This is a genomic window from Kitasatospora sp. NBC_00458 (assembly GCF_036013975.1).
In the GTDB taxonomy this organism is placed as follows: domain Bacteria; phylum Actinomycetota; class Actinomycetes; order Streptomycetales; family Streptomycetaceae; genus Kitasatospora.
On the sequence record NZ_CP107904.1, the window covers coordinates 7,625,021 to 7,648,623 of the forward strand.

18 protein-coding genes are annotated in these 23,603 nt (G+C 76.1%); 5 read left to right on the forward strand and 13 right to left on the reverse strand.

Annotated features, from left to right (window positions below):
* Positions 1-221 precede the first annotated feature (221 nt).
* Both OG550_RS31140 and OG550_RS31145 read right to left on the reverse strand, forming a co-directional pair.
* On the reverse strand, positions 222-803 hold the full coding sequence (locus tag OG550_RS31140; RefSeq protein ID WP_327683167.1) for a HutD/Ves family protein: 582 nt from the start codon (positions 801-803) through the stop codon (positions 222-224).
* Between the two features lie 183 nt (positions 804-986).
* Positions 987-2,336 carry an MFS transporter gene (locus tag OG550_RS31145; protein WP_442906107.1) on the reverse strand — a complete coding sequence of 450 codons (1,350 nt, stop codon included), beginning with the start codon at positions 2,334-2,336 and terminating at the stop codon, positions 987-989.
* Between the two features lie 17 nt (positions 2,337-2,353).
* Here OG550_RS31145 and OG550_RS31150 point away from each other — a divergent pair, with 17 nt between their 5' ends.
* Positions 2,354-3,631 (forward strand): ROK family protein, encoded by a 1,278-nt coding sequence (locus tag OG550_RS31150; protein WP_442906108.1) that lies wholly within the window; start codon positions 2,354-2,356, stop codon positions 3,629-3,631.
* 211 nt (positions 3,632-3,842) lie between these two features.
* Positions 3,843-4,961, forward strand: coding sequence for a PLP-dependent cysteine synthase family protein (locus OG550_RS31155; protein WP_327683168.1), 1,119 nt, complete (start codon positions 3,843-3,845; stop codon positions 4,959-4,961).
* A 124-nt stretch (positions 4,962-5,085) separates the two neighbouring features.
* Here the strand turns inward: OG550_RS31155 and OG550_RS31160 are convergent, their stop codons facing one another.
* On the reverse strand, positions 5,086-5,574 hold the full coding sequence (locus OG550_RS31160; RefSeq protein WP_327683170.1) for a DUF4267 domain-containing protein: 489 nt from the start codon (positions 5,572-5,574) through the stop codon (positions 5,086-5,088).
* Positions 5,575-5,698: 124 nt separating this feature from the next.
* Between OG550_RS31160 and OG550_RS31165 the strand changes: the two genes are divergently transcribed.
* Positions 5,699-6,355, forward strand: a complete 657-nt coding sequence (locus OG550_RS31165) for a TetR/AcrR family transcriptional regulator (RefSeq protein WP_327683172.1) — start codon at positions 5,699-5,701, stop codon at positions 6,353-6,355.
* A gap of 45 nt (positions 6,356-6,400) precedes the next feature.
* Here the strand turns inward: OG550_RS31165 and OG550_RS31170 are convergent, their stop codons facing one another.
* The 10 genes from OG550_RS31170 to OG550_RS31215 form a co-directional block, all read right to left on the reverse strand.
* The gene (locus OG550_RS31170; protein ID WP_327683174.1) at positions 6,401-8,809 is read right to left on the reverse strand and encodes a right-handed parallel beta-helix repeat-containing protein; all 2,409 of its coding nucleotides are present in this window, start codon (positions 8,807-8,809) and stop codon (positions 6,401-6,403) included.
* A gap of 293 nt (positions 8,810-9,102) precedes the next feature.
* Positions 9,103-9,993 (reverse strand): MOSC domain-containing protein, encoded by an 891-nt coding sequence (locus OG550_RS31175; RefSeq protein ID WP_327683176.1) that lies wholly within the window; start codon positions 9,991-9,993, stop codon positions 9,103-9,105.
* A 333-nt stretch (positions 9,994-10,326) separates the two neighbouring features.
* Positions 10,327-11,139, reverse strand: coding sequence for a DUF6643 family protein (locus OG550_RS32840; protein ID WP_442906109.1), 813 nt, complete (start codon positions 11,137-11,139; stop codon positions 10,327-10,329).
* Between the two features lie 375 nt (positions 11,140-11,514).
* Positions 11,515-12,015: a large conductance mechanosensitive channel protein MscL gene (gene mscL, locus OG550_RS31185; protein ID WP_327683178.1), complete on the reverse strand. Its 501-nt coding sequence runs from the start codon at positions 12,013-12,015 to the stop codon at positions 11,515-11,517.
* A 127-nt stretch (positions 12,016-12,142) separates the two neighbouring features.
* Positions 12,143-13,336 carry a DegT/DnrJ/EryC1/StrS family aminotransferase gene (locus tag OG550_RS31190; RefSeq protein WP_327683180.1) on the reverse strand — a complete coding sequence of 398 codons (1,194 nt, stop codon included), beginning with the start codon at positions 13,334-13,336 and terminating at the stop codon, positions 12,143-12,145.
* On the reverse strand, positions 13,333-15,078 hold the full coding sequence (locus OG550_RS31195) for a hypothetical protein (protein ID WP_327683182.1): 1,746 nt from the start codon (positions 15,076-15,078) through the stop codon (positions 13,333-13,335). The genes OG550_RS31190 and OG550_RS31195 overlap by 4 nt, the downstream gene beginning before the upstream one ends.
* An 8-nt stretch (positions 15,079-15,086) precedes the next feature.
* Positions 15,087-16,154 carry a GNAT family N-acetyltransferase gene (locus OG550_RS31200; protein WP_327683184.1) on the reverse strand — a complete coding sequence of 356 codons (1,068 nt, stop codon included), beginning with the start codon at positions 16,152-16,154 and terminating at the stop codon, positions 15,087-15,089.
* A gap of 98 nt (positions 16,155-16,252) precedes the next feature.
* Entirely contained in the window at positions 16,253-17,506 is a 1,254-nt protein-coding gene (locus tag OG550_RS31205; RefSeq protein ID WP_327683186.1) for a glycosyltransferase, read from the reverse strand.
* Entirely contained in the window at positions 17,503-19,632 is a 2,130-nt protein-coding gene (locus tag OG550_RS31210; protein WP_327683188.1) for a polysaccharide biosynthesis tyrosine autokinase, read from the reverse strand. Before OG550_RS31210 ends, OG550_RS31205 begins: the two co-directional genes overlap by 4 nt.
* A gap of 490 nt (positions 19,633-20,122) precedes the next feature.
* Positions 20,123-21,253 (reverse strand): glycosyltransferase family 4 protein, encoded by a 1,131-nt coding sequence (locus OG550_RS31215; RefSeq protein ID WP_327683190.1) that lies wholly within the window; start codon positions 21,251-21,253, stop codon positions 20,123-20,125.
* 387 nt (positions 21,254-21,640) lie between these two features.
* Here OG550_RS31215 and OG550_RS31220 point away from each other — a divergent pair, with 387 nt between their 5' ends.
* Together OG550_RS31220 and OG550_RS31225 are read left to right on the forward strand one after the other, a co-directional pair.
* The gene (locus OG550_RS31220) at positions 21,641-22,765 is read left to right on the forward strand and encodes a glycosyltransferase family 4 protein (protein ID WP_327683192.1); all 1,125 of its coding nucleotides are present in this window, start codon (positions 21,641-21,643) and stop codon (positions 22,763-22,765) included.
* Between the two features lie 103 nt (positions 22,766-22,868).
* Positions 22,869-23,552, forward strand: a complete 684-nt coding sequence (locus OG550_RS31225) for a thiol:disulfide interchange protein DsbA/DsbL (RefSeq protein ID WP_327683194.1) — start codon at positions 22,869-22,871, stop codon at positions 23,550-23,552.
* Positions 23,553-23,603: the final 51 nt, after the last annotated feature.

Sequence of the window (23,603 nt, forward strand, 5' to 3'; positions counted from 1 at the left end):
GCGGGTGGGCGGCTGAGGCGGGCGGGGGCGGTCTGCCGCCGTCGCGGGGGAGCTGCGCAGGAAGTCGGACCGGCCGACTTCCTGCGCAGCGGCACGTCCGTGCCGGGACCGAGGGCTCCGGCACCCGGGCCGCCGTGGCCGGCGGAAACGCGCTCCCCGCCGTCGCGTCCACGGGCTACCGAGCTCTTTGCAAAGCCCTGCCGGGACTTTGCAAAGTCGTCCTAGGCGGTGCTGGCTTCGCGGAAGGTGATCACGGCGGTCACGCCGTCGGGCCGCAGCTCGTACGGGCCGGGCTCGTCGAGGAGCGCGCCGTCGTAGCGGGCGAGGGCGGTGGCGCCGGCGGTCGCGGTGCCGGACAGGCAGACCAGCAGGACGGTGGCGCCGTCCGGGACGTCCACCGCGCGGGGCGCGTCGGCGAGCAGGAGTTCGGCGGTGACGCGGCCGCGGCGGGTCATCACGTTGAAGTCGACCAGCGGGCCGCCGAGCAGCCGGCAGTCGGTGGCCGCGTCCCCGGCGAAGGCGAGCGGACGGAACGGGGCGTCGACGACGTGCTCGACGCCGTCGACGGTCAGGGCCATCCCCTCGCCCTCGACCAGCGTGATCACCCGGTCGATGCCCGGGAAGGCCGAGAACGGGCCGGCCGACGCGACGTCCGCCAGGCTGACCCGCCAGCCGAAGTCGTCCAGCCCGGAGCCTGCGGGGCACCCGGCCACCTCCCTGGTCACTCCGCCGCCGTTCCGCCAGGCCGTGGCAGGGCGCTCGGCGGCGGGGAGGAGCCGGACCGGTCCGCTGTTGCTCGTCATGGCGCGCATCCTCGCACGGCGGGGCGGGCCGGGGGGCCTCTGGGCGGCGGGTGGTGGGCCGAGCGGTGGGTCGTCGGGCCCCGGCCGGGTGGTCGCGGGCGCGGCGGCGACGCCGGTCCGGTCCCGTGGCGGGCGGTGGGGATGCCGGCGGGGACGGGACGGGGCAGGTCGTCGGGCGGCGGGTCAGCGCCTGCGGGCGGTGAGGGGGAGGACGGCGGCGGCGACGGCGGCGGCCGCCACGGTGGTGAGGGCGAGCGGGAGGCTGCTCGCGTCCGCGAGGAAGCCGATGACGGGCGGGCCGATGAGCATGCCGCCGTACCCGAGGGTGGAGGCGAACGCCACCGCCTGCGGGCCGCCGCCGGCGCCCGCCCGGGCGATGGCGAGCGGGAAGATGTTGGCCAGGCCGAGCCCGACCAGCACGAATCCGGCCAGGGCGAGCGGCACCGCCGGGGCGAGCGCGGCGAGCAGCATCCCGGCCGCCGCGGTGAGCCCGCCGAGGACCATCAGCCGGGTCTGGCCGAGCCGGGCGGAGAGCCAGGAGCCGCCGATCCGGCCCGTCGTCATGGCGAGTGCGTAGGCCACGTAGCCGGCGGCGGCCACTCCGGCGCTCGCGTGGACGTCGTCGGTCAGGTGCAGGGTGGTCCAGTCGGCGACGGCGCCCTCGCCGTACGCGCAGCAGAGCGCGGTGAGGCCGAGCAGGAGGACGAGCAGCCGGGTGTGCGCCGGGCGGCCGTCGGATCCGGTCTCGGTCCCGGTCCCGGTCTCGGTCCCGGCCTCGGTCCCGGATCCGGTCCCGCCTGCGGCTTCGGGGTCGGTCGCGGCCGCCGGGGCGGGCACGCCCGCGGCCGGGCTGCGCAGCAGCACGGCGCCAGCGACCGCGGTGACCGCCAGGCCCAGCAGACCGCTGAGCGCGAGTGACCAGCCGGCGGTGACGGCGCCCGCGACCAGGCCGCCGGCGCCCGCGCCGAGCAGGCCGCCGAGGCTGTAGCCGGCGTGGAAGCTGGGCATGACGGGGCGCCGGAGTTCGGCGACTATCTCGACGGCGGCGCTGTTCATGGCGACGTTGGCGCCGCCGTACCCGGCGCCGAAGAGGAACAGGACGCCGCCGAGGGCGGCCACCGAGTGGGTGTGGGCGGGCAGCGGGACGGCCAGGCTGAGCAGGGCGAGGGAGGCGACGGTGACCGGCCGCGACCCGTACCGCAGGCAGAGCCGCCCGACGACCGGCATGGTGGCGACGGCCCCGGCGGAGACGCAGAGCAGGGCCAGTCCGAGGGCGCTGTGGGAGGCGCTGACCTGGCTCCGGATGTCCGGGATGCGGACGACCCAAGCGGCGAAGAGGAAGCCGTCGACCGCGAAGAAGGCGGTGAGGGCGATCCGCGCGGCACTCCAGGCGGTGCGGGCGGAGGGCCCGGCGGAGGGTCCGCCGCGGTATCGAGTGAGGTCGGGGCTGTGGGGATCGGGGGTGTTGCTGCGAGACTGGGGGGACGGCGGGTCGGCGGGGGCGAGGGGACGGATTTTGTTTCGGAGCGGCACAAAGTAACAATAGGCACGTGCAGCTCACACCATCAAGTCCCAGGCCCGGCTCCGGAGCCGACTCCGACGCGCAGCGCGACGCCCACCGCCGCTCGGCTCCCGACCGCGGCCGGACGCTGCTGGGACCGGCGCTCTCGCTCATCCACACCGGCCAGACGCCGACCCGCTCGGCGCTCACCCGCGCGCTGGACGTCACCAGGGCCACCGCCGGAGCCGTCACCGCCGAACTGGAGGCGCTCGGCCTGATCACGGTCGACTCCCGCCCCGCCGGCGGCGGCCGCGGCCGCCCCTCGCACCGGCTCGCCATCGACCCCGCGGGCCCGGTGGTGATCGCCGGACAGATCCACGCCGACGGTCTGAGCGTCACCCTGGCCGGACTCGGCGGACTGCTCGACCCGCCGCTCCACCTCCCGCTGCCCGCCGCCACCGACCCGGTGCGACTGCTGCGCGCCGTCGCCCAGGCCGGTGCCGGACTCGCCCGCGACACCGACCGGCGCTGCCTCGGCGCCGCGCTCGCGCTGCCCAACCCGGTCACCGAACCGGACGGCACCGCGCTCGCCGCCCTGCACTTCGCCTGGCCCAGCGGCACCCCCGTCGCCGACCTGTACGACGTCGAGGTGGGCCGCGCCGACCACGGCCCGCGGGCGCTCGACCCGCTGCCCACCGCGATCGCCAACGACGCCAACCTCGCCGCCCTCGCCGAGTACCGGCACGGCGCCGGGCGCGGGGCCCGCCACCTGCTGCTGGTGACCTCCGGCCACCGGGGCGTCGGCGGCGCGCTGGTCATCGACGGCCGGCTGCACACCGGCAGCGCCGGCCTCGCCCTGGAGGTCGGCCACCTCACCGTCGACCCGCAGGGCCGCCCCTGCGGCTGCGGGAACCGGGGCTGCCTCAACTCCGAGACCGACCCCGACGCGCTCTTCGCCGCCGCCGGGCTCACCCCCGACCCGGACCGCCCGCTGCTCGACCAGGGGCGCGAACTCTGCCGGGCCGCCGCCACCGACGAGCGGGCCCGGGCCGCCGTCGAGCACGTCATCGACCGGCTGGGCCTCGGGCTGGCCGGCGTCGCCAACATCCTCAACCCCGACCGGGTGGTGCTCAGCGGGCTCCACCGCGACCTGCTGGAGGCGGCGCCGGACCGGCTGCGCGCGGTCGTCGCCGAACGCAGCCTCTGGGGGCGCAGCGGCCGGGTGCCGATCGTCGGCGCCGAACTCGCGCACAGCGCGCTGGCGGGGGCGGCCGAGCTGGGGTGGCTGCCGTACCTGGCGGACCCGCAGTCGGTGCTCCCGGGCTGAGCGCGGGGCCGGGCGGTCGGGGGCCGGACGGCCGGGGGCGGGGCCGGAAGGTCGCCGGTCGGGGCGAGCGGGGTGCCGGGCGGTCGGACCAGGGGGATAAGCGGAAGCTGGGCTTTCGCATAATGTCACTTATCGTGACTCTCGTACACTCGTAGTGAGTACTCGGAGGGGGCTTCGAAGGACTCGAACGACCCGTACGAGGAGAGTGGCCATGAGCACCCAGCCGACCGTCGAGCCGACCGTCGACGTCGACCGATCCGACGCCGAGTACCGGCGCTGGCTCAAGGAGGCGGTGCGCAAGGTCCAGGCGGACGCCAACCGTTCCGCCGACACCCACCTGCTCCGCTTCCCGCTCCCCACCGAGTGGGGCATCGACCTCTACCTCAAGGACGAGTCCACCCACCCGACCGGCTCGCTCAAGCACCGGCTGGCCCGCTCGCTCTTCCTCTACGGGCTCTGCAACGGCTGGATCCGCCCCGGCAAGCCGGTGATCGAGGCCTCCAGCGGTTCCACCGCCGTCTCCGAGGCGTACTTCGCGCAGCTCGTCGGGGTGCCGTTCGTCGCGGTGATGGCCAAGTCCACCAGCCAGTCCAAGATCGACCTGATCGAGTTCCACGGCGGGGAGTGTCACCTGGTCGAGCGCTCGGACGAGGTGTACGAGGCCTCCGCGCGGCTCGCCGAGGAGACCGGCGGCCACTACATGGACCAGTTCACCTACGCCGAGCGGGCCACCGACTGGCGCGGCAACAACAACATCGCCGAGTCGGTCTTCGCCCAGCTGCGCCTGGAGCCGCACCCCGAGCCGGCCTGGATCGTGGCCACCGCCGGCACCGGCGGCACCTCGGCGACCATCGCCCGGTACGTCCACTACATGCAGTACGACACCCGGATCTGCGTGGCCGATCCGGAGAACTCCTGCTTCTTCGACGGCTGGGTCCGGCACGATCCGGACGCGGTCTGCGACAGCGGCTCGCGGATCGAGGGGATCGGCCGGCCCCGGATGGAGCCCAGCTTCGTGCCCGGGGCGATCGACCGGATGATGAAGGTCCCAGACGCCGCCTCGATCGCCGCGATCCGGGTGCTGGACGGCGTCCTCGGCCGGAAGGCGGGCGCGTCCACCGGGACCGGGCTGTGGAGTGCGCTGCGGGTCGTCGCCGAGATGCGGGCGGCGGGGGAGCGCGGCAGCGTGGTCACCCTGATCTGCGACCCGGGTGACCGCTACCTCGACAAGTACTACTCGGACGACTGGCTGGCCGGCGAGCGGATCGACATCGCCCCGTACCGGGACGGGCTGGAGTCGTTCCTGGCCGGCGGCGCCTGGGTGGGCTGAGCGGGGGCGCGTCCGGGGGTTCCGGTCTCCGGGGCCACCCGGTTCGCGCGGGCTCGCGGTCTCCCGGTTCGCGCGGGCTCGCGGTCTCCCGGTTCGCGCGGGCTCGCGGGGCCGGGACCCGGGGTCAGGCGGTGGGCCGGCGCTCGGTGAGGAACAGTGCGCCGGTCAGCGCGACCGCCACGGCGGTGGCGCCGTGGATGCCGTACGCGGCGGCCGCCGAGCCGTGGTGGCTCAGGACGTTGAGCGCGTCGTCCAGCGGGATGAGCGCGTCGACCAGCAGCAGCCAGCCGAGGGCCCGGCGGTGCCCGGTGCCGAGCAGGACGAGGACGGCGATGCCGGAGGCGAGGTCGCGGATGCCCTTGATGGAGAAGAACGCGGCGGCCTCGCCGTGCGGCCACTCGGGGAGGCCGAAGCCGGACACCGTGCTCTCCGGGGCGAACAGGTAGCTGACGCCGATGTAGCCGATGCCCAGTGCGAGCAGTACGGCGAGGGTGGTGGCGACCTTCTCGCGGAGGGTGCGGCCGGTGCCGGTGCTGGTGGTCGCGGTGCCGGTGGTGGCGGTCCGGGCGGCGGTGGTCTGGACGGCGGTGGTGGTGGCAGTGGTGCTGGACATGGTGGATCCCCCTCGGTCGACTGCGGCAGGTGCTGCTTCCGCTAGATCTCCTAGCGGCGCTAGCTTCTGGAACGACGTTAGCGCGAGCGATGCTCGATTGTCTAGCACTGCTAGAATTCTTGCCATGGCCACCCAGGACCGCCGCGAGCGCGAACGCGCCGAACGGCATCAGCTGATCATCCGGACCGCCCGCGCCCTCGCCGAGGCCGAAGGCTGGGAGGCGGTGACGATCCGCCGGCTGGCCGGCGGCATCGAGTACAGCCAGCCGGTGCTCTACACCCACTTCGCCAACAGGGACGCGATCGTCGCCGCCGTCGCGCTGGAGGGATTCGCCGAACTCGCCGCCGACCTGCGCGCCGCGGCACGGGAGGCCGACGGTCCGGCCGCGGGCTTCGCCGCCGTCGTCGACGCCTACGCGGCCTTCGCGGCCGCCGGTCCCGCGCTCTACGACGCCATGTTCACCCTCGCCACGGACCTGCCGTTCGGGCGCCCGGACTCGCCCGCCCCGCTCAAGGAGGCCTTCGCGGCCCTGGCCGGCCCGGTCGCGGCGGTCGCCGGCACGCGGGACCCGGAGACCTTCACCGAGGTGGTCTGGACCGCCCTGCACGGGCTGGCCACCCTCACCCGGGGCGGCCGGCTGCGCCCGGACTTCGCGCGGCGGCGGCTGGAGCTGCTGGTCGCCGTGATGCTGGGGGAGCCGGCCGGCGGGGCGGAGGGCGTGGGTGGGACGGAGGGCGCGGACGGGACGGGGGGCGTGGACGGGACGGCCGCGGGCGGCTGACGGCCGGCGCCCGGTGGGGACGCCCGCCGGGGCGCCCCCACCCGGCTACGGCAGCCGGGCGGCCGGCAGGTCGGCGGGGACGAGGAGTTGGAGCTCCTCCGTCGACGGGTCGGCGAGCTGGGCGACGCGCATCGCGTGGCGTTCGACCATGGTCTCGAAGACCTGTCGGGCGGTGCGGCCGTTGCCGAAGTTGGGGCCGCGCTCGATCGTGGCGAAATGCGCCAGGAGGGCACTCGCGGTGTCGTCCGGGAGGGCGTACTCGTGCTCGGCGCACTGGGCCCGGGCGATCTGGAGCAGCTCGTCCGCCGAGTAGTCGGGGAAGCCCACGGTCCGTGAGAAGCGCGACGAGACACCGGGGTTGGCGGAGAGGAAGCGCTCCATCTCCGCGGTGTAGCCGGCCACGATGACCACCACCTCGTCCCGGTGGTCCTCCATCAGCTTCACCAGGGTGTCGATCGCCTCCCGGCCGAAGTCGCGGGCGCCGTCCTCGGGGGCCAGGGTGTACGCCTCGTCGATGAAGAGGACCCCGCCGCGCGCCCGGTCGAAGGCCGCGGCGGTGCGGATCGCGGTCGAGCCGATGTGCTCGCCGACCAGGTCGACCCGCGCCACCTCGACCAGGTGGCCGCGCTGCAGCACGCCGAGCGAGGCCAGGATCTCGCCGTAGAGCCGGGCCACCGTGGTCTTGCCGGTGCCGGGGGCGCCGGTGAAGACCAGGTGGCGGCGGAGCGAGGGCGCCTTCAGCCCGGCCTGCCTGCGGCGGCGGCCGACCGAGATCAGGTCGATCAGCGTCCGCACCTCCTGCTTGACGGTGGCGAGGCCCACCAGGCCGTCGAGCTCGGCGAGCGCCTCGTCGGCCGGCCGGCAGTCGGGGATCGGTCCGATCGCCGCGGCGGCCGGGGCGGAGGAGGCCAACGACACCGCGGCGGCGGTCAGTTGGGTGGCGCGGGGGGCCGGCAGGTCGAGCGCCGGCGCGGGCGCCGCCACCACGTCGTCCGAGGTGCAGCCGTCCACCACCGGGCCCGGTTCGGAGAACTCGAAGCCGGCCCGCTCGTTCTGCTCGGCCCGGCACCTGGTCAGCACCGTCCGGCAGCCGTCGATGATGTGGAAGCCGAAGCCCTTGCCGTGGGAGACCCGGCAGTCCTCGAAGGTGCCCCGGCCCTGCGCCGAGACGTAGACGCCGGCGTCCGATCCGGCCCGGACGGTGCAGTCGCGCAGCACCGGGTCGGCGCCCTTGGTGACGATCACGCCGGTCGCCACGTCGGAGATCTCGCAGTCCCGCAGCAGGCCCCCGCTGCCGTGGTCGCGGAACCAGAGCCCGGTGCCGGCCTCCTGGACCCGGCAGCCGGTGAGGTTGACCGTCGCGCCGCCGCTGACCGAGACCGCCGAGCTGCGGATCCGGCTGAACGAGCAGCCCTCCGCGACGGCCGCGGAGTCGCGGTCCAGGACGAACAGCGCGTCCGGCAGGTCGTGCAGCGCGCAGTCGGTGAGCGTGAGCCGGGCGCCGTCACTGACCCAGAGCGCCGGGTACTCGCCGGTCGAGCCGTGGATCTCGCACGACTCGGCGGTCGCCTCGGTGCCCTGGTCCCAGACCGAGAGCGCCCCGCGGCCGAAGTCCCTCACGGTGGAGTTCGCGAGGCTGAGCCGGGCCCGGCCGCGCAGGTCGGCGCCGTTCTCGGGCAGGTCGTGCACCCGGCAGCCGGTCAGCACCAGCTCGGCCTCGCCGTCCAGGGTGAGCCCGTTGCCGGTGACCCGGTGGATGTCGCAGTCGACCAGCCGCCCGCCCGCCTGCGACTCGGCCTGGACGCCGCTGCCCCGGATCTCGTAGATCTCGCAGCCGGTCAGTTCGGCCGCGCTGCCCGGATCGGAGAGCAGGACGCCCGCGCCGGCGGCGTGGTGCACCCGGCAGCGGTCGAGGGCGGCGGTGGCGCCGCCGAGCACGGCCAGCCCGGCCTGGCCGGCGGCGGACACCTCGCAGTCCTCGAACGCGGCCGCGGTGCCCGCGCCGCGCAGCCGCAGGCCGAGCCCGGTCGGGTTGGCCACCACACAGCCCCGCAGGGTGGGCCGGGCGCCCCCGGTCACCTCCACACCGGCGGACGAACGGGTCTCCACCCGGCAGCCGGTGAACGAGGGCGCGGCCGCCTCCCCGGTCACCAGCACCGCCGGGACGGAGCTGTCGCTGCCCTCGATCACCAGGTCGCGGACGGTCGCGGCGGCGGTGACCGTCAGCGGCACCCCGCCCGGCGGGTCGATCCGGACCGTGCCGGGGCCCTGGGCGGGAACGATCGTGACCGGCTTGTCCAGGACGACGTTCTCCCGGAAGGTGCCCGGCCGCACCGTGACGGTGTCGCCCGGTTCGGCGGCCGCCAGGGCCTCCGCGAGCGTGTCGTACTCGCCGGCGCGGCGTCGCCAGCGGGATGCGCTGTCCTGGGTGACCCGAACCCTGTGCTCAGCCATGACGGTCTGTCGTCCCACCTTCATCGAGCCGGCGATCTACGGACCTGACGCGCGCGGGCGCGGCTTCACCCACGTGGGACGCCTCCGGGAGCGGTGCACGCGGGTGCGCGGGCCGTCCGCCCACCGTAGCGCGCCCGGACGGGTGCTCCGGCCCGTCCGCCGCCCCGCGGACCGGGGACCGTCGCGGGTTCACCACATGCTTCAACGAGCGCGCACACTTCCGGTTCCGGTACGCGGGTACGGACCGCGCTCCCTCCCCATGCGGGGCCACGGGAGCCGTGGCCGGGCGGGCGTCAGGCCGGCCGGTCCGCCGGCCGGTCGGCGGGCCACTGCGCGCCGTCCTCCAGCACCTCGACCTCGTCGCCGATCCGCAGGGTGCCGAGCACGTCGCCCTCGACACCGGCCGGGCGCTCGGGGATCAGGTTCTGCCCGAACGCGGCCTTCTTGATCAGCCGGTGGTGCCGGGCCAGGGTGCGCAGCGGCTCGGGGCCGCGCCGTTCGCCGCTCTCCTGGTCGGTGGTGGTGACCACGCAGCGCCCGCACGGCTTGACCACCCGGAAGGTCAGCTCCCCGATCCGGATCCGGCGCCAGCCGTCCTCGGCCCAGGGCTCGCCGCCGGAGACGACCACGTTGGGGCGGAACCGTTCCATCGGCAGCTCCTCGTGGCCCTCCGGGTGATCGGCGGCGATCAGCGCGTTGAGCCGCGCCAGCGAGGCGGTGGTGGTGAGCAGCAGCGGGAACCCGTCGGCCATCGAGACGGTGTCGCCGGGGGCGGAGAACGCCGGGTCGACCGGCCGGGCCCGCGGGTCGTCCAGGTGCACCAGGCGGTAGTCGCCCACGTGTTCCTCGATCCACAGCCGGGCCTCCTTGGCGGCCTCGGCGGCCCGGAAGCGGGTGCCCCAGACCTCCACCTCGGCGAGCTGGTCGCCGAGGGCCGCGGAGGGCGCGGGAATCTCGGCGCGGGCGCCCCCGGGAGCGGTCAGGACGAGTGTGCCGTCGGCGAGGAGCTCGGTGCGGATCCGGCCGAGGGCGGCGTTCTCGCGCTGGGTCACGAACCGCCCGGTCGCGTCGGCGAGCATCCAGCGGCGGTCGCCGGACAGGCCCCACGGTTCGACCCGGGCGCTGTCGGGGCTCAGACGGTACATCGACTTGACGGGGTAGACGTGGAGTCCGGAGAGCTGCATTCCCCCATCCTGCCAGCACCGATCGCGCCGGAGTCAGCCCGGCGGCGGGTGCGCGCGCCCCTCGCGCCGCCCGCTCCGGACCGTCCTCCCGGCGCCCCTCCCGCGCCTCTCGCCGGCCCGCCCCCCACCGGCCCGGGCGGGCGCCGCGCGGTCCCCGCCCCGCGGCGCCGCCGGAATGCGCACGGACCGCCCGGGACGCCGGTGGGGCGGCGTTCCGGGCGGTCCGTGGATGACCCGTTTCTCCGTACGCCCGACGCCTTGGGTACGCCGGGTGGTGCTCAGGTGGTGCGGGTGCGGGCCGGATGGGGTCGGCCCTGGTTCAGTGGTCTGGGATCAGTAGTTCTGCCCCTGCGGTTGGTAGCCCTGCTGGAACTGGCCGGGCTCCCCGTACGGGGCCGGGCGCTGCGGCTGCATCGGGCGGACCGGTGCGACCGGGGTGACGGCCGGGCGCAGCTGCGCACCGCCGAACGACTGGTCGCCCGCGCCGTTGAAGCCGGACCCGGTGAAGCCCTGGCCGCCGGGGGTCGGGCCGCCGAAGCCCTGCGGGGCGCCGAAGGACGGCGCGCCGCCCTGCGGCTGGCCGGCGGGGTGCTGCGGGCCGCCCGGGGCGCCGGCCGGCTGAGCACCGAAGGTCTGCTGGCCGTGGCCGCCGACGAAGGTGTTCTGGCCGCCGAAGCTCTGGCCGCCGGACGGCTGGTAGCCGCCGGTGGTGGCCTGCGAGAAGCCGGGGGCGGGGGCCTGCGGTCGCTGGCCGGGCAGGTACGGCTGGGGGCCGCCGTAGCCGGGGACGGGCGGCTGGGGCGCGGCGGCGTACGCGGGCGCGGTCTGCGCCGGGATGTACGTGGTCGCGGGGCCGGAGGAGGGCGCGCTGCTCGGGCCGGGGCCCAGGGCGAGGCGGGCGGGCGGCAGGGCGGGGAGGTTGCCGCCGGGGGTGTCGTACCCGGTGCCGTACCGGTTGTCGTAGGACTGGCCGGAGAGGCCGGATCCGTAACCGGACGAGAGGGCCGGCGGCAGGGCGGCCGGCACGTTGATGGGCGCGATCTGCGGGACTCCGCGCTCTGCGACGAGGCTGTCGTAGATGGGCGTGCCGGAGGAGAAGGACGGAGAGGGGTAGCCGACTCCGTCGTAGGAGCGGGGCGAGGTCATGGGGCATACGGTAAGCCCACAACGAGCCTGCTGAGGAGAGTGGGAGGCCGAGCAGTTCGAGTGTTTACACAAGCTTCGCCCGAACAAAAGTTTCGAAAGTGTGAAGAACGGACATTCTGGCGGCTAGTTCTGGCCACCTTCGGAGAAGGGTGCGGACTCGAACGATGTCCGGACGGTGTCGTCGAAGGGCCGTGCGGTGACCGGCCGGTAGCCGGTTCGGGACCGGTCGGAGAAAGTTCTGCGGACGGGTTGTGCGCCGGCACTTTCGAGCCCCCGCCGACAGCGCGACGGGGGCTCGTGAATGTTTCGGGGATAAAGTCCCCGTGAGGCCCCCGGTCTCCCGGCCGGCCCCGCGGGGCCGCGGCCCCGGGCCGGTCAGCGCGGCTGTACCGACTGCGCCGCCGCCTCGTGGACGGGCTGGTGGGGCGCCTGGTGGGCCTGGTGCGCCGCCTGGGCGGGGAAGCCCGGCCGGCCGGCCACCTCGGAGGTGCAGAAGGAGCAGCGCACCGCCGCGACCGGGATGCTGCTCAGGCACTCCGGGCAGTCCGCCTTGGGGGCGGGAACCGGCTTGTCCCCGTCCAGCCGCGCCTGCAGCCTGCCGACCGGCACCACCACGATGAAGTAGATCACCGCCGCGACCAGCACGAAGCTGATCGCCGCGTTGACGAAGACGCCGTACGGGAACCGGGTGCCGGCCACCGCGAAGGTCTTCTGGGTGAAGTCGCCGACCGCGCCGGTCGCGACCCCGATCAACGGCGTGAGGAACGCCGTCACGAACCCGGTGACCACGGCCGTGAAGGCCGCGCCGATCACGATGCCGACCGCGAGGTCGACGACGTTTCCGCGCAGCAGGAAGCTGCGGAATCCCTTGAGCACCGGGTACTCCAAATCCGTACGGGGGAGGGCGGGATGGGACCACGGGCCCCGGCCGGACATCCTGCCGACCGGGTGGGCCCGCGGTCCAGCCGCGTTCACCCGATGTGCGTAACCGGGGGCGGCCGGGTCAGGCGGCGCGCAGACGCTCCGCGTACGGCTGGATCCGGACCACGGCACCGGCGATCCGGCGGACGGTGGGCGCGTCCATCTGGGACCAGAGCGGCACGGTCAGCACCGAGTCGGCGAGCCGGTCCGTGAGCGGCAGGGCGTCGGCCTGGCCGAGGTGGGCGTAGGCCCGCTGGCGCTGCACCGGCGGGTGGAAGTAGCGGCGCGAGTCGATGCCCTCGGCCCGCAGCGCGTCGGCGAGTTGGCGCGCGGTTAGGCCGAACCCGGCGGCGTCCAGGATGAGCGTGAGGTCCTTGAAGGTCGACGTGTCGCCGTCCTCCGGCAGGGCCAGTCGCAGGCCGGGCAGACCGGCCGTCACGGCGGCGAACTCGCCCACCAGCGCGCCCCGGTGGGCCACCCGCTCGGGCAGCCCGGCCAGCCAGTTGAGGCCGACGGCCGCGTGCAGCTCGCTCATCCGGGCGTTGAGGCCGGGGAACAGGGTGTCGTAGTCACCCGGGTTGCCGTAGTCGCGGGCGGTGCGCAGCCGCCGGGCGAGGCCGGCGTCGTGGGTGGCGACCAGACCGCCCTCGCCGGCCACCGCGATCTTGGTCGGGCTCATCGAGAACACCTCGGCGTAGCCGAAGTTGCCGATCGGCACGCCCCTGCGGCGGCTGCCGAAGCCGTGCGCCGAGTCGTACACCAGCGGCACACCGGCGGCGTCGGCGACCTCCTGGAGCCGCTCGACCTGGCAGGGCGTGCCGTAGACGTGGGTGGCCATCAGCGCGGCCGGGCGGTCGGCGGCGGCCAGCCGGGCGGCGGCGTCCTCCGGGTCGAGGGTGATGTCCGATGCGCGGGCCTCGGCGAACACCGGGGTGCCGCCCGCCCAGTGGGCGGCGTGCGCGGTGGCGGAGAAGGTGAAGCCGGGCATCACCACCGGCCGTCCGCCGCCGACGCCGGCCGCCTGCAGCACCAGCATCAGGCCGGCGGTGCAGCTGGAGACCGCCACCACGTGCGGCACCTCCAGCAACTCGGCCGCGGCCTCCTCCAGTTCGGCGACGGTGCGGCCGTTGGTCAGCTGACCGCTGTCCAGCACGGTGCCGAGCCGCTCCAGCAGCGCGGCGCGGTCGGGGACCTGGACCCGGGTGAGCGGCAGCCCGTCCGGGAAGGCGGCGGCGCCGCCGAGGGCGGCGGGCAGGGCAAGGGTGTCGGTGCTCATGGCGCGGGTGATCCCCCCTGGGACGGTGACGGCCGGGCCGGCGGCGACTGCCGCCGTCCGGGCGGTGCGGCGGGCGGTGCCGCAGGCGGTGGGGCGGGCGGTGGGGCGGGCGGCGTGGAAGGCGGTGGCTCGGGTGGTGGCACGGCCGCGGAGCCGGCCGGCGGGTGTGCGGACCGCGGCGGGCGCGACGCGGACGGGGGCGCCGCCGGCACCGCTGCGGGCGCGGCCCGCCGGGCGCCCCACTGGCCCGGTGAGACCCGCCAGACCGGCGGCGGGCGCCGGCTCGCCACGGCCCCGCGCGTCGCGGCGGTGGCCGGGACGACCAGCAGGACCAGTGCCATCGGCAGCACCTGGACGCGCTCGCGCGACAGGATGCCCATGTTGTTGATGGTCGAGAAGGCCCAGCAGAACAGCAGCGTGTAGACGGCGGCGAAGGCCACGTACGAGCGCTGCACGAACAGCCTCGGCACCCGGCTCAGCCGCGGCCAGGCCCGGATGAACATGACCAGCAGCGCGAAGCACTCCACCGACTGGATCAGGTTCTGGACGTTGGACGCCTCGAACGGGAAGGGCCGGAACAGCACGCTGATCACGGCGACCGGCAGCCCCGCCGGGTTGAGGCCGAACTCGGGTGCGGCGTCCTCGGGCGCGGTCGCGTTGATCATCGAGTTGCCCTGGCTGGTGCGCCGGGAGGTCTCCGAGAGCACCTGGTTGACGGCGTCGCCGCCGGTGCCGTCGGTCCCGAAGAAGGCGGAGACCTGCTGCAGCACCAGCACCGCCATCGCGCCCAGCACCACCGCGGTCAGGATGGTGCGCAGCGGCCCGAGCGCGCTCACCTGCCGCGGCCGCCGGCGGAGCACGTACGCGACCATCAGCCCGGCCCCCGCGAGTGCGGTGACGTGCGGGCGGACCATCGCGGTGCCCAGCGAGCCGAGCACGATGCAGGCGAAGGCGCCGAACCGGCGGTCCAGCAGCCGGGCCGTGCCGTACGTGGTGAGGCCCAGGCAGAACATCATCCAGGCGTCCTTGCCGATGCTGGACGGCCAGAACAGCAGGGACGGCAGGAAGAAGACCAGCTTCGCGTACTTGCGGGTGTCCGCCTCGGGGAAGGCGATCTGCAGGGCCCGCCAGAACAGCAGCAGGCCCCAGAAGCCCAGCCACGAGAAGACCAGGAAGCCGCCGATCAGCGAGGGCCCGGTGACCGCGTACACCACGCCGGTGAGGATGACGACGAAGCCGGTGCCGGCCACCTTCATGCCGAGGTCGTAGTGGATCCCGGCGAACAGGTCGGCCTGGTCGAGGTAGGCGGCGAGTTCGGTGCCCTTCCGGTGGTACATCTTCGCGTCGGCGGCGCCGCCGTACAGCACGAAGGCCATCAGGTAGCGGGGGAAGGAGCAGAGCAGCTTGGCGGCCATGGCCAGGAGCAGCAGCCGGAAGACGTTCCGTTCGGGGTTGGCGGCGGCGATCCGGGCCAGGACCGGCGTGCTCACCGCCATCAGTGCGGGAAGGATGAGCAGTGCGCCCCAGGTGTCGTACGAGGTGTGCGCCGAGGCCAGGACGAAGACCGTCACGTAGCCGGTGACCAGGGCGGCGGCGAGGGCGGAGGGCCAGGGGAGGCGGCTCAGGGCGGCCCGGGGGGACGCGGACCGGGGCCGCCCGCCCCGGGCCGGTGGCCGGGGGGTGCCGCGCGGGGCGGCCCCGGGCGGCGCGGACGCCCCCGGCGCCCCTGGCACTCCCGGCACCCCCGGCATCAGAACACCTCCAGGTCGCCGAGGCTGAACCGCCAGTCCGCGAGGGTGAGCGGGGTGGGGCCGGTCGGGGTGCGGGCGGCCAGGGTCATGCCGGTGCGCGGGGCGCGCAGGTAGCCGGTCCGCAGCGCGGCCGCGGCGGCCTCGGTGCCGGGGGAGAGGTGGGTGGCGACGTGGTCGCACCCGGATTCGCGGGCGGCGGCGCGCAGCAGGCGGGCGGCGCTGTCCCGGTCGCCGGGGCGGACGACGACGTCGGCGAGGGTGAACTCGGCCAGCGGGCCGCGCCGTCGGGGCCGGCCGAAGGCCAGGCCGGTGAGTTCGCCGCCGCGGTGGCAGCTGAGCACCCGGTAGTCCAGTCCGGGGGCCAGGCCGTAGCGCCAGCGCAGGAGTTCCGGGGTGCGCCGGACCGCGAGGCGGTCGTCGTCCGCGTCGGCGGCGGCCCGCTCGCGGAGCAGTTCGGCCAGCGGGCCGCCCGTTCCGGCGCCCGGCTGGGCGGCGAACCACTCGTCGGCGCCGGGCAGTCGGCAGTCCGGGGGACCGGCGGGACCGGCCGGGCGGCGGGCCAGTGCGGCGCGCACGCCGCGGGCGAAGGCGGCCGGGCGGACGGTCCGGACCGCGACCGGGACCCTGCCCAGCTCCTGCCAGCCCATCGCCCGGTAGCCGGGCAGGCTGTTGCCGTTGGGCGTGTTGAAGACCAGATCGGTGTCCCCGGCGACCTGGTCGAGCAGGTCCGTGGTGAGCCGGCGGAAGACGCCCCGGCCCCGGAAGTCCGGGTGGGTCGCGGTGTCCACCGGGCGGACCGCGGTCACGGGGCGGGCGTCGCGCCCCCGGTGCCACTGCCAGCGCAGGAACAGCCGGACGCCGGCCACCCGTCCGTCGGCGGTCTCGGCGAGCAGTCCGGGGCTCGCTCCGAACGGGTTGAGCCGGTGCTTCCAGGCGAAGAACCCGGCGGTGCGGGTGCCCGTCGGGCCGCCTGCCAGGGAGGCGGTGAGCAGGTCGAGCACCGCGGGGAGGTCGGTCTCGGCGAGCGGGCGGAAGGTCAGCTCGGCGGGGGCGGGCAGGGGGCTCACGTCCGGACTCGCTCTCCCATCGGTGGTCGGGGGCAACGGGGCGACTCGGTACTCCGGCAGGGACGGTGGGGTCGGCAGGGCCGGTGGGGCCGGTGGGCTCAGCGCAGCAGGACCCGGGCGTACACCGCCTCGACGGCCCGCTGGGCGCCGGCCACGTCGAACCGCTCCGACCGTTCGCGGGCGGCCGCGCCGAGCCGGGCGCGCAGCCCGGGGTCCTCGGCGAGCCGGGCGAGGGCGTCGGCCAGGGCGGCCGGATCGCCGGGGGGCACCAGGAACCCCTGGCCGCCGTCGTCCAGCACCTCGGGCATCCCGCCGACCCGGGTGACCACGGCGGGCAGCCCGCTCGTCATCGCCTCCATCAGGGCGACCGGCAGGCCCTCCTGGCGTGAACTCAGGGTGAACACGTCGAAGGCGGGCAGCAGTTCGGGGACGTCGGAGCGCGACCCGGTGAACACGACGGTGTCCGCCGGGGCGAGTTCGGCGGCCCGGGCGCGCAGTCGAGCCTCCAGTGGTCCGGCGCCGATCACCACGAGCCGGGCCCGCGGATGCCGCCGGAGCAGTGCGGCGTGCGCGGCGAGCAGGGTGGCCTGGTCCTTCTTCGGGGTCAGGTTGCCGACCGTGCCGACCACGAACGCGTCCTCCGGGAGCCCGAGTTCGGTGCGGGCGGCGGCGCGGGCGGCCGGTCCCCCGGGGGCGCCGGCGAGGTCCGGTCCGTGGTGCACCACGGACACCCAGTCGCCGGGGCGGCGCCGGTCCGCGGGGATGGTCCGCTCGACGGCGTGCGAGACGGCGATCACCGCGTCGTTGCGCCGGTAGGTCAGCGCGTTCGCCCAGCGGGTGGCCGGGCGGTAGCGGTCCCAGACGTTGTGCTCGGTGTGCACCAGGCGCGGCGCCGGCGTGACCGTGGGCGAGAGCAGCCGGACGGCGGCCGCCGGGACGGGCATGTGGGTGTGGACCAGGCCGTAGCGGCGGTCGGCGAGCAGCCGGCGCAGCCGCAGCGGCCAGCGCGGGTCGGCCCGGCCGGGGGTGCCGGGTACGCCGCCCAGGCAGTGCACGGTGACGCCCGCCTCGGTGAGCGCCGGGGCGAGCGCGTCCTTCCACGGCAGCACGTAGGCGACCTCGATGCGGTAGCGCGAACGGTCGGCGTGGCGGGCGCAGTTGAGCAGCAGCTGCTCGGCGCCGCCGCGGCCGAGGCCCTTGGCCAGCCAGAGCACCCGGGTGGGTTCGGCCGGCGGGCGGCCCGGTCGCCGGTGCGCCGCCGGGTGCGGGGGGCCGTCCGCCGCGCCGTCGCCCGGTTCGCCGGTCGGGTCGTCCGGTGGGTCGTGCAGCGGGTCGCGCACCGGATCGGTCACCGCTCCTCCGCATCGCGCAGCAGGGCCGGCTCGCCGTGGTCGCCGCCGTGACCGGAGCTGTGGCCGGAGCCGGAGCCGGAGCCGGGCCCGGCGCCGGCGGCTGGGGGGTGCGGGCCGTGGCCGTTCACGCCGTTGACCCCCCTGGCCCCGCTCGCGCCGCGCGCGGGCCGACCGGTGCGGTCGCTGCCGCCGTGGCCGTCGGCGCCCCAGGCCCCGGTCCGCGGGCCGTGTTCCGGCCCGTAGGGCGACTCGTACCGCGCGGCGCCCGCCGCACCGTGCTGCGCACCGCCTCCCGGTCCGTGCTCGGACCCGTACGCCGAACCGTGCTCGGGCCCGCGCCCCGGTCCGTGCTCGGGCTCGGGCCCGTCGCCGGGACCGGGCGCGCGCCGGGCCCAACTGGGCGTCGCCCGTCCGCCCCCGCGCCCGACCCCGTGTTCGCCGGCCCGCTCGCCCTGCCGATCGCCCTGCCGTTCGTCGGCCCGTTCCGTCGCGGGCCCGGCCGGACGCGGCGGCGCGGGCTGCTGCCCGCCCCGTCCGGCCGGTGCGGCGGTCCCGCCGCCCGTGGTGCCGCGCCGCCGCCGTCCGGAGGGCCGCCCGTTGGTCCCGAGCAGCGCCACCCCGGCCACCGGGACACCGGTGCGGGAGAGCAACTCCGCCACCCGGTCCGCCTGTTCCGGCGTGACGTTTCCGCTGCGTACGGTGACCAGCACCGCGTCCGCGTGCTGCACCAGGTCGTAGGCGTCGTTGGCGTGCAGCAGCGGGGAGGTGTCGACCAGGATGACGTCCGCGTGCCGGCGGGCCCGGCGCAGCACCTCGGCGGCACGCAGGACGAGCGCGGCCGGGTACGCGGTGGCGTGCCCGCCGGTGATCAGTGAGACGCCCTCGACGTTGGTGGGCCGGATCAGGTCGTCCAGCTCGCCCAGCCGTTCGCCGCTGAGCAGCTCGGCCATGCCCGGACCGTCGCCGACCCCGAGGTGGGCGTGCAGTTCGGGGTGCCGGAAGTCGCAGTCCAGGACGAGGACTTCGCGGCCCGTCTCGGCGAGTGCGGCGGCCAGGTTGGCGATCGTGGTGGTCCGGCCGTCGCGGCTGGTGCCGGAGGTGACCAGCACCACCGGGGCCGGCTCGGCGAGCCGCCGCGAGACGGTCTCCGCCGGGTCCCACCCCTCCCCGCCGGCCGGCCGGGCGAGCGAGTCCGGCCCGGTGAGCAGCAGGGTCGAGCGGAGCGAGCGGTAGGCCTCGGCGGCCGGGTCGGAGGGCCGGGCGCGGACCAGCGGTTCGCGCAGCCGCCGCAGCCGGCGGGAGAGTTGCGGCACCTCGCCGATCACCGGCAGGTTGAACGCCTCCTCGACGGCGTTGCGGGTGCGCAGCCGGGTGTCCATCCGGCTGAGCATCAGCGCGGAGACCACGCCGAGTGCGAGCCCGAGCGCCACCGCGAGGCCGAGGCGCACGCTCCGGCTGGGGGAGGAGAGCGGGTTGCTGTTCCCCTGCCGCGCGTCGATGCTGCCCCATTGCTGGATGGCGTCGGTCTGGGCGGCGTTCTGCAGCTTGCTGATCGTGGTGAGGGTGGTGGTCAGCGCGGTGGTGGCCGAGGTCAGCTTGGGCTGGAGCTTGGGCTGGTCGGCGGCCGGGGCGCGGGTGAACTGCTGCTGGATGTCGTTCAGCTGCCGCTGCTGCTCGTCGGCCTGGGCCTGGAGCCTCCTGATGGTCTCGGCGGCGCTGCGGGCCGACTCGTCGCTGTAGCCCTTGATGATGGCGGCCGAGTAGGCGGTGGCGAGGTCGGAGCAGGTCTGCCGGGTCGGCCCGGTGGTGGCGATGGTCAGCATCTGGGCGCTGTCGGCGGTGACCGTCCGGCGGGCGATCACCGCGGCGGCGTCGGCGATGCCGAGCTGCTTGGCGGCGGCCGTGGCGACGTCGGCCCCCTGCGCGTAGGAGAGCACCTGGTCGGCCCGCACGGTGTCACCGGCCCCCGCGACCGGCGTGATGGCGACCTTGCACTTCCATCTGGCGTTGTCCACCGTGTCGCCGGCGGGGGTCAGCAGCCAGCCGACGAGGAGCGCGGCGAGCGTGCAGCCGGCGAGCAGCCGCCAGTACCGCCGCAGGACGGTGAAGTGGTTTGCCGGTTCCACCGGTCGGATCCCCTCGCGTTCGTGGTGCGGTGGTGCTGTTCAGCGCCCGTCCGGCTCCCGTCGGGGAGTGCGGTGGGTCGGGGTACTGCCGGCACTGTCCGGACCGGTGGCACGGTCCGGCCGCCCGGGTACGGTGGAATCCCTCGGCCGATGTCGCAACCCGCCCCCCTGACGACTCGCGGTGGACGTCCCGGCGACGCGCTCCCCGCAGACCCGGCCCGGCCGTGCGCCGGCGCACTGACCGCCGCCCCCGCCGGTCCTCCTGGCGATGCTTCCCGAGCCGCGACGTGCGGCGCAACCGCTTTGGCGATACTGGGCCGGGAGGTTCCCGCACAACGGGCCACGACCGCCCGGATCCGGACAGAGTGCCCCCGGAGTGCCCCCGGACGGCCCGCCCGCCCGGCCGGGGGAGGCACCGCGCCGGGGTCGCCCGGCTGCGGCACGGCACGCCGGTCGGGCCGCCCGACCAGCTCAGACCGTCCCGACCGGCTCAGACCGTCCGCAGCCGCAGCGAGCGCTCGTAGAACCCGACCATCTGCGCCGACACCTGCTGCAGCGTGAACGAGGTCAGGAACCGCGCCCGGGCCGCCTTCGCCCGCACCCGCGCCGAGGCCCGGTCCTCCAGCGTGTCGACCAGCGCCTCCGCCAGCGCGGCCGGCCGCTCCGGCGGCACCAGCCGTGCGTAGTCCTCCGACCCGACGGTCTCGCGCAGCGCCGGGACGTCGGCGGCGACCAGCGGCACCCCGATCCCCATCGCCTCCATGGCCGCGCTGCCCAGCCCCTCCCAGCGCGACGGCACCGCGAGCGCGTCGGCCGCCGCCATCAGGTCGAACACGTCGTCCCGCGGCCCCAGGAACCGCACGCCGCGCGTCGTCCCGGCCAGCGCCCGCAGCCGCTCCGTCTCGCCGCCCTCGCTGCCGGCCAGCAGCAGCACCGCCTCCGGTTCCGCGCGCAGCACCGCCGGCCACGCCTCCAGGAGGACGTCCAGGCCCTTCTGGTACTGCTGACGGGCCGCCGCCAGCACCACCGGCACGTCCTGCGGCAGCTCCAGGGCCGACCGCACGGCGGCCCGCCGCTCCGGCGTCACCGTGCCCAGCAGCAGCGGGTCCCGCCCCCGCGGCACCACGTCGATCCGCTGCGACGGCACGCGCAGCCGGCGCGCCATCGCCCCGGCCACGTACCGGGTGAGCGCGTGGAACCGCCGGGTGCCCTGCGCGGTCGTCGCGTCCACGGCCTGTGCCGCCCGCACCTTCCAGGGGCTCAGCCCGCGCGCGTTGCGGTGCTCGGGCCCGTACGCGGCGTTGACGAGGCTGGTCACGACCGGTGTGCGGGCGGCGAGCGCGGCGGCCCGGCCGAGCACGTCCGACTCGTACAGCGTGGTGTGCAGGAGGTCCGGCCGGCGTTCGCGGACCAGCCGGTGCAGCGCGGCGAGGCTCTGCCGCCGGGTGGGCCGGCCGACCCCGAACACGTCGGCGCCGGCCGCGGTCAGCTCCGACTGGAAGCCGCCGGGCGAGTCCTTGAGGTACGCGATGTCGAGGCGGACACCGGCCCGCACCAGCTGGGGTGCCATCGCCACCAGGCCCTGCTCGGCCCCACCGACCCGGCTCACGCTGTCGATCACATAGAGCACATGCACAGGCCAACCCCCGCCCTCCTGGGCGCGCCCGGTCTCCCGTGCCGGGACGGCGCCCTGACTGCCGCTCAGCATCGCAGGTCGCGGCCGGTGCCCGCCAGCGAATCGGCCAGGACGGCCCGGTGTCGACCGGTCCCGCGGCCGGTCCGCGGCCGGCCGAGGGACCGGGCGGCTACCGGCGAGTACCGGCGGAGCGGCCGGACCGGCGGGGACGGGGGCGCCCGACGGCGCCGGGAGGGGCGCGCGGACCCGCCGACGGGCGCACCACGGCACCCGACCGGCGCCCGCCGGGAGTACCCGCGCCGACCAACGGACCACCGCCGGGTTATGCCCAGGGGTCGTCCGGGCGCGGGGCCCTGTGCCAAGGTCGTTCCCATGCCTGAAGCGACACCGGTCAGGACGGCCGGAACCCGCCCCCGCATCCTGCACCTCGTCACCGACCCCCGCCGCCGCGGCGCGCAGAACCTCGCCCGCGACCTCCACCGCGAACTCCGCCGACGCGGCCAGGCCTCCGCGCTGCGCGCCCTCGCCCCGCACCCCGACGCCCACCCCGACGCCGCCGACACCCGGGCCACCGCCGTGCTCGGCCCCGGCCGCCTGCACCCCCGCACCCTCGCCGCCCTGCGCACCGCCGCCCGCACCGCCGACCTCGTCGTCGCGCACGGATCCACCACCCTCCCCGCCTGCGCCCTCGCCCTGGCGGGCACCCGCACCCCGTTCGTCTACGTCTCCATCGGCGACCCCCGGCACTGGACGGCGAGCCCGCTGCGCCGCCTGCGCACTGGAACCCTGCTGCGCCGCGCCGCGGCCGTCACCGCGCTCGCCGACGAGGCCCGGGAGGTGCTGGTGGAGCGTTTCCGGCTGCCCGCCGCGCGCGTGCGCACCATCCCCAACGCCCGTGCGGCCGACCGGTACCCGCCCGCCGCGGGCGAGGCCGACCGGCGCGCCGCCCGGCAGTCCCTGGGCCTGCCGCCGGACGGCCTGCTGGTCGCCTGGCTCGGCTCGATCTCCCCCGAGAAGCGGCTGGACGTCGCCCTCGAAGCCCTCGACCGCCTTCCCGACGTCCGGCTGGCCGTGGCGGGCGACGGCCCGCAGCGCGCCGCCCTGGAGCGACATCCGGCCGCCGCCCGGGCCCATTTCCTGGGGACCCTCGCGGACCCCGCCCCGCTCTACCGGGCCGCCGACGCGGTCCTGCTGAGCAGTGACAGCGAGGGCGTGCCGGGGGTGCTGATCGAGGCCGCGCTGGCCGGGCTGCCCGCCGTCGCCACCGATGTCGGCTGGGTCCGTTCGGTCGTGCGGGACGGCACCACCGGCGCGCTGGTCACCCCGGGTGACCCGGTCGCCCTCGCCGAGGCGATGGCCAAGGTGCTCGCCGGTGACCGCGCCGGGCTCGGTGCCGCGGCGCGGGTCCACGCGCTGGCCCACTGCGAGCTCGACGTGGTGGCGGACGCCTGGCAGGAGCTCTTCACCGAGGTCTGCGGACACGACGGGCGGGGCTGACGCGTCCCGGTACGCCGGGCCGGGTGCGCCGTTCGGGCGAATCCCGGCCCGACGCACCGGGGCGACTGGCCGATGACGTTCCGTCACCGTCACACTGCCCGGTGTGAAGTCGATCCTCAGAACCACTCTGCTGCTCGCCGTCGCCACAGGGATCGCCGCGTGCCCCGTGCAGGCCGGCGCCGTATCCCACCAGCCGCCCCGCGAGGGTGCCCAGTTCGTCCGTCTCGACGCGCCGCAGCCGGTGCGCGAGAGCGCCCGCACCGAGGCGCTTGAGTTCTTCTGGTACGACTGCGGCCACTCCCAGCAGCTCGAACAGCCGCTCCAGGCCTGGGTCGAGAAGCACCGGGCCGACGTCGACCTGCGCCGGGTGCCGGCCGTCTGGCAGGGCAGCCGGGAGGAGGGTGCGCAGCGCGGACACGCGCGCCTGTACTACACGCTGGAGCGGCTCGGCCTGGTCGAGCGGCTGCAGTCCTCCGCGTTCCGCGCGATCCACTCGAACGAGGAGGACCTCACCACCGAGGACACCACCGCCTCCTGGGCCGCCCGGCAGGGCGTCGACGCGCAGCGGTTCCGCGAGGTGTACCGCTCGGAGGAGGTCGGGCGGGCCGTGGACGAGGCCGTCGCGCTGTTCGTCCGGTACGGCATCAACGAGCTGCCCACCGTCGTGGTGCAGGGCGAGTACCGGACGTCGCCGACCAACGCCGGCGGTGTCGAGGCGATGCCGGACGTGCTCGACCACCTGGTCGCGCAGGACCAGCAGCGCCACCCCCGCATGCAGCGCCACTGACCCCGGCGCCCCCTCCCGAACCCCTGGCGGGTCGGCCGTTCCCGGCCGACC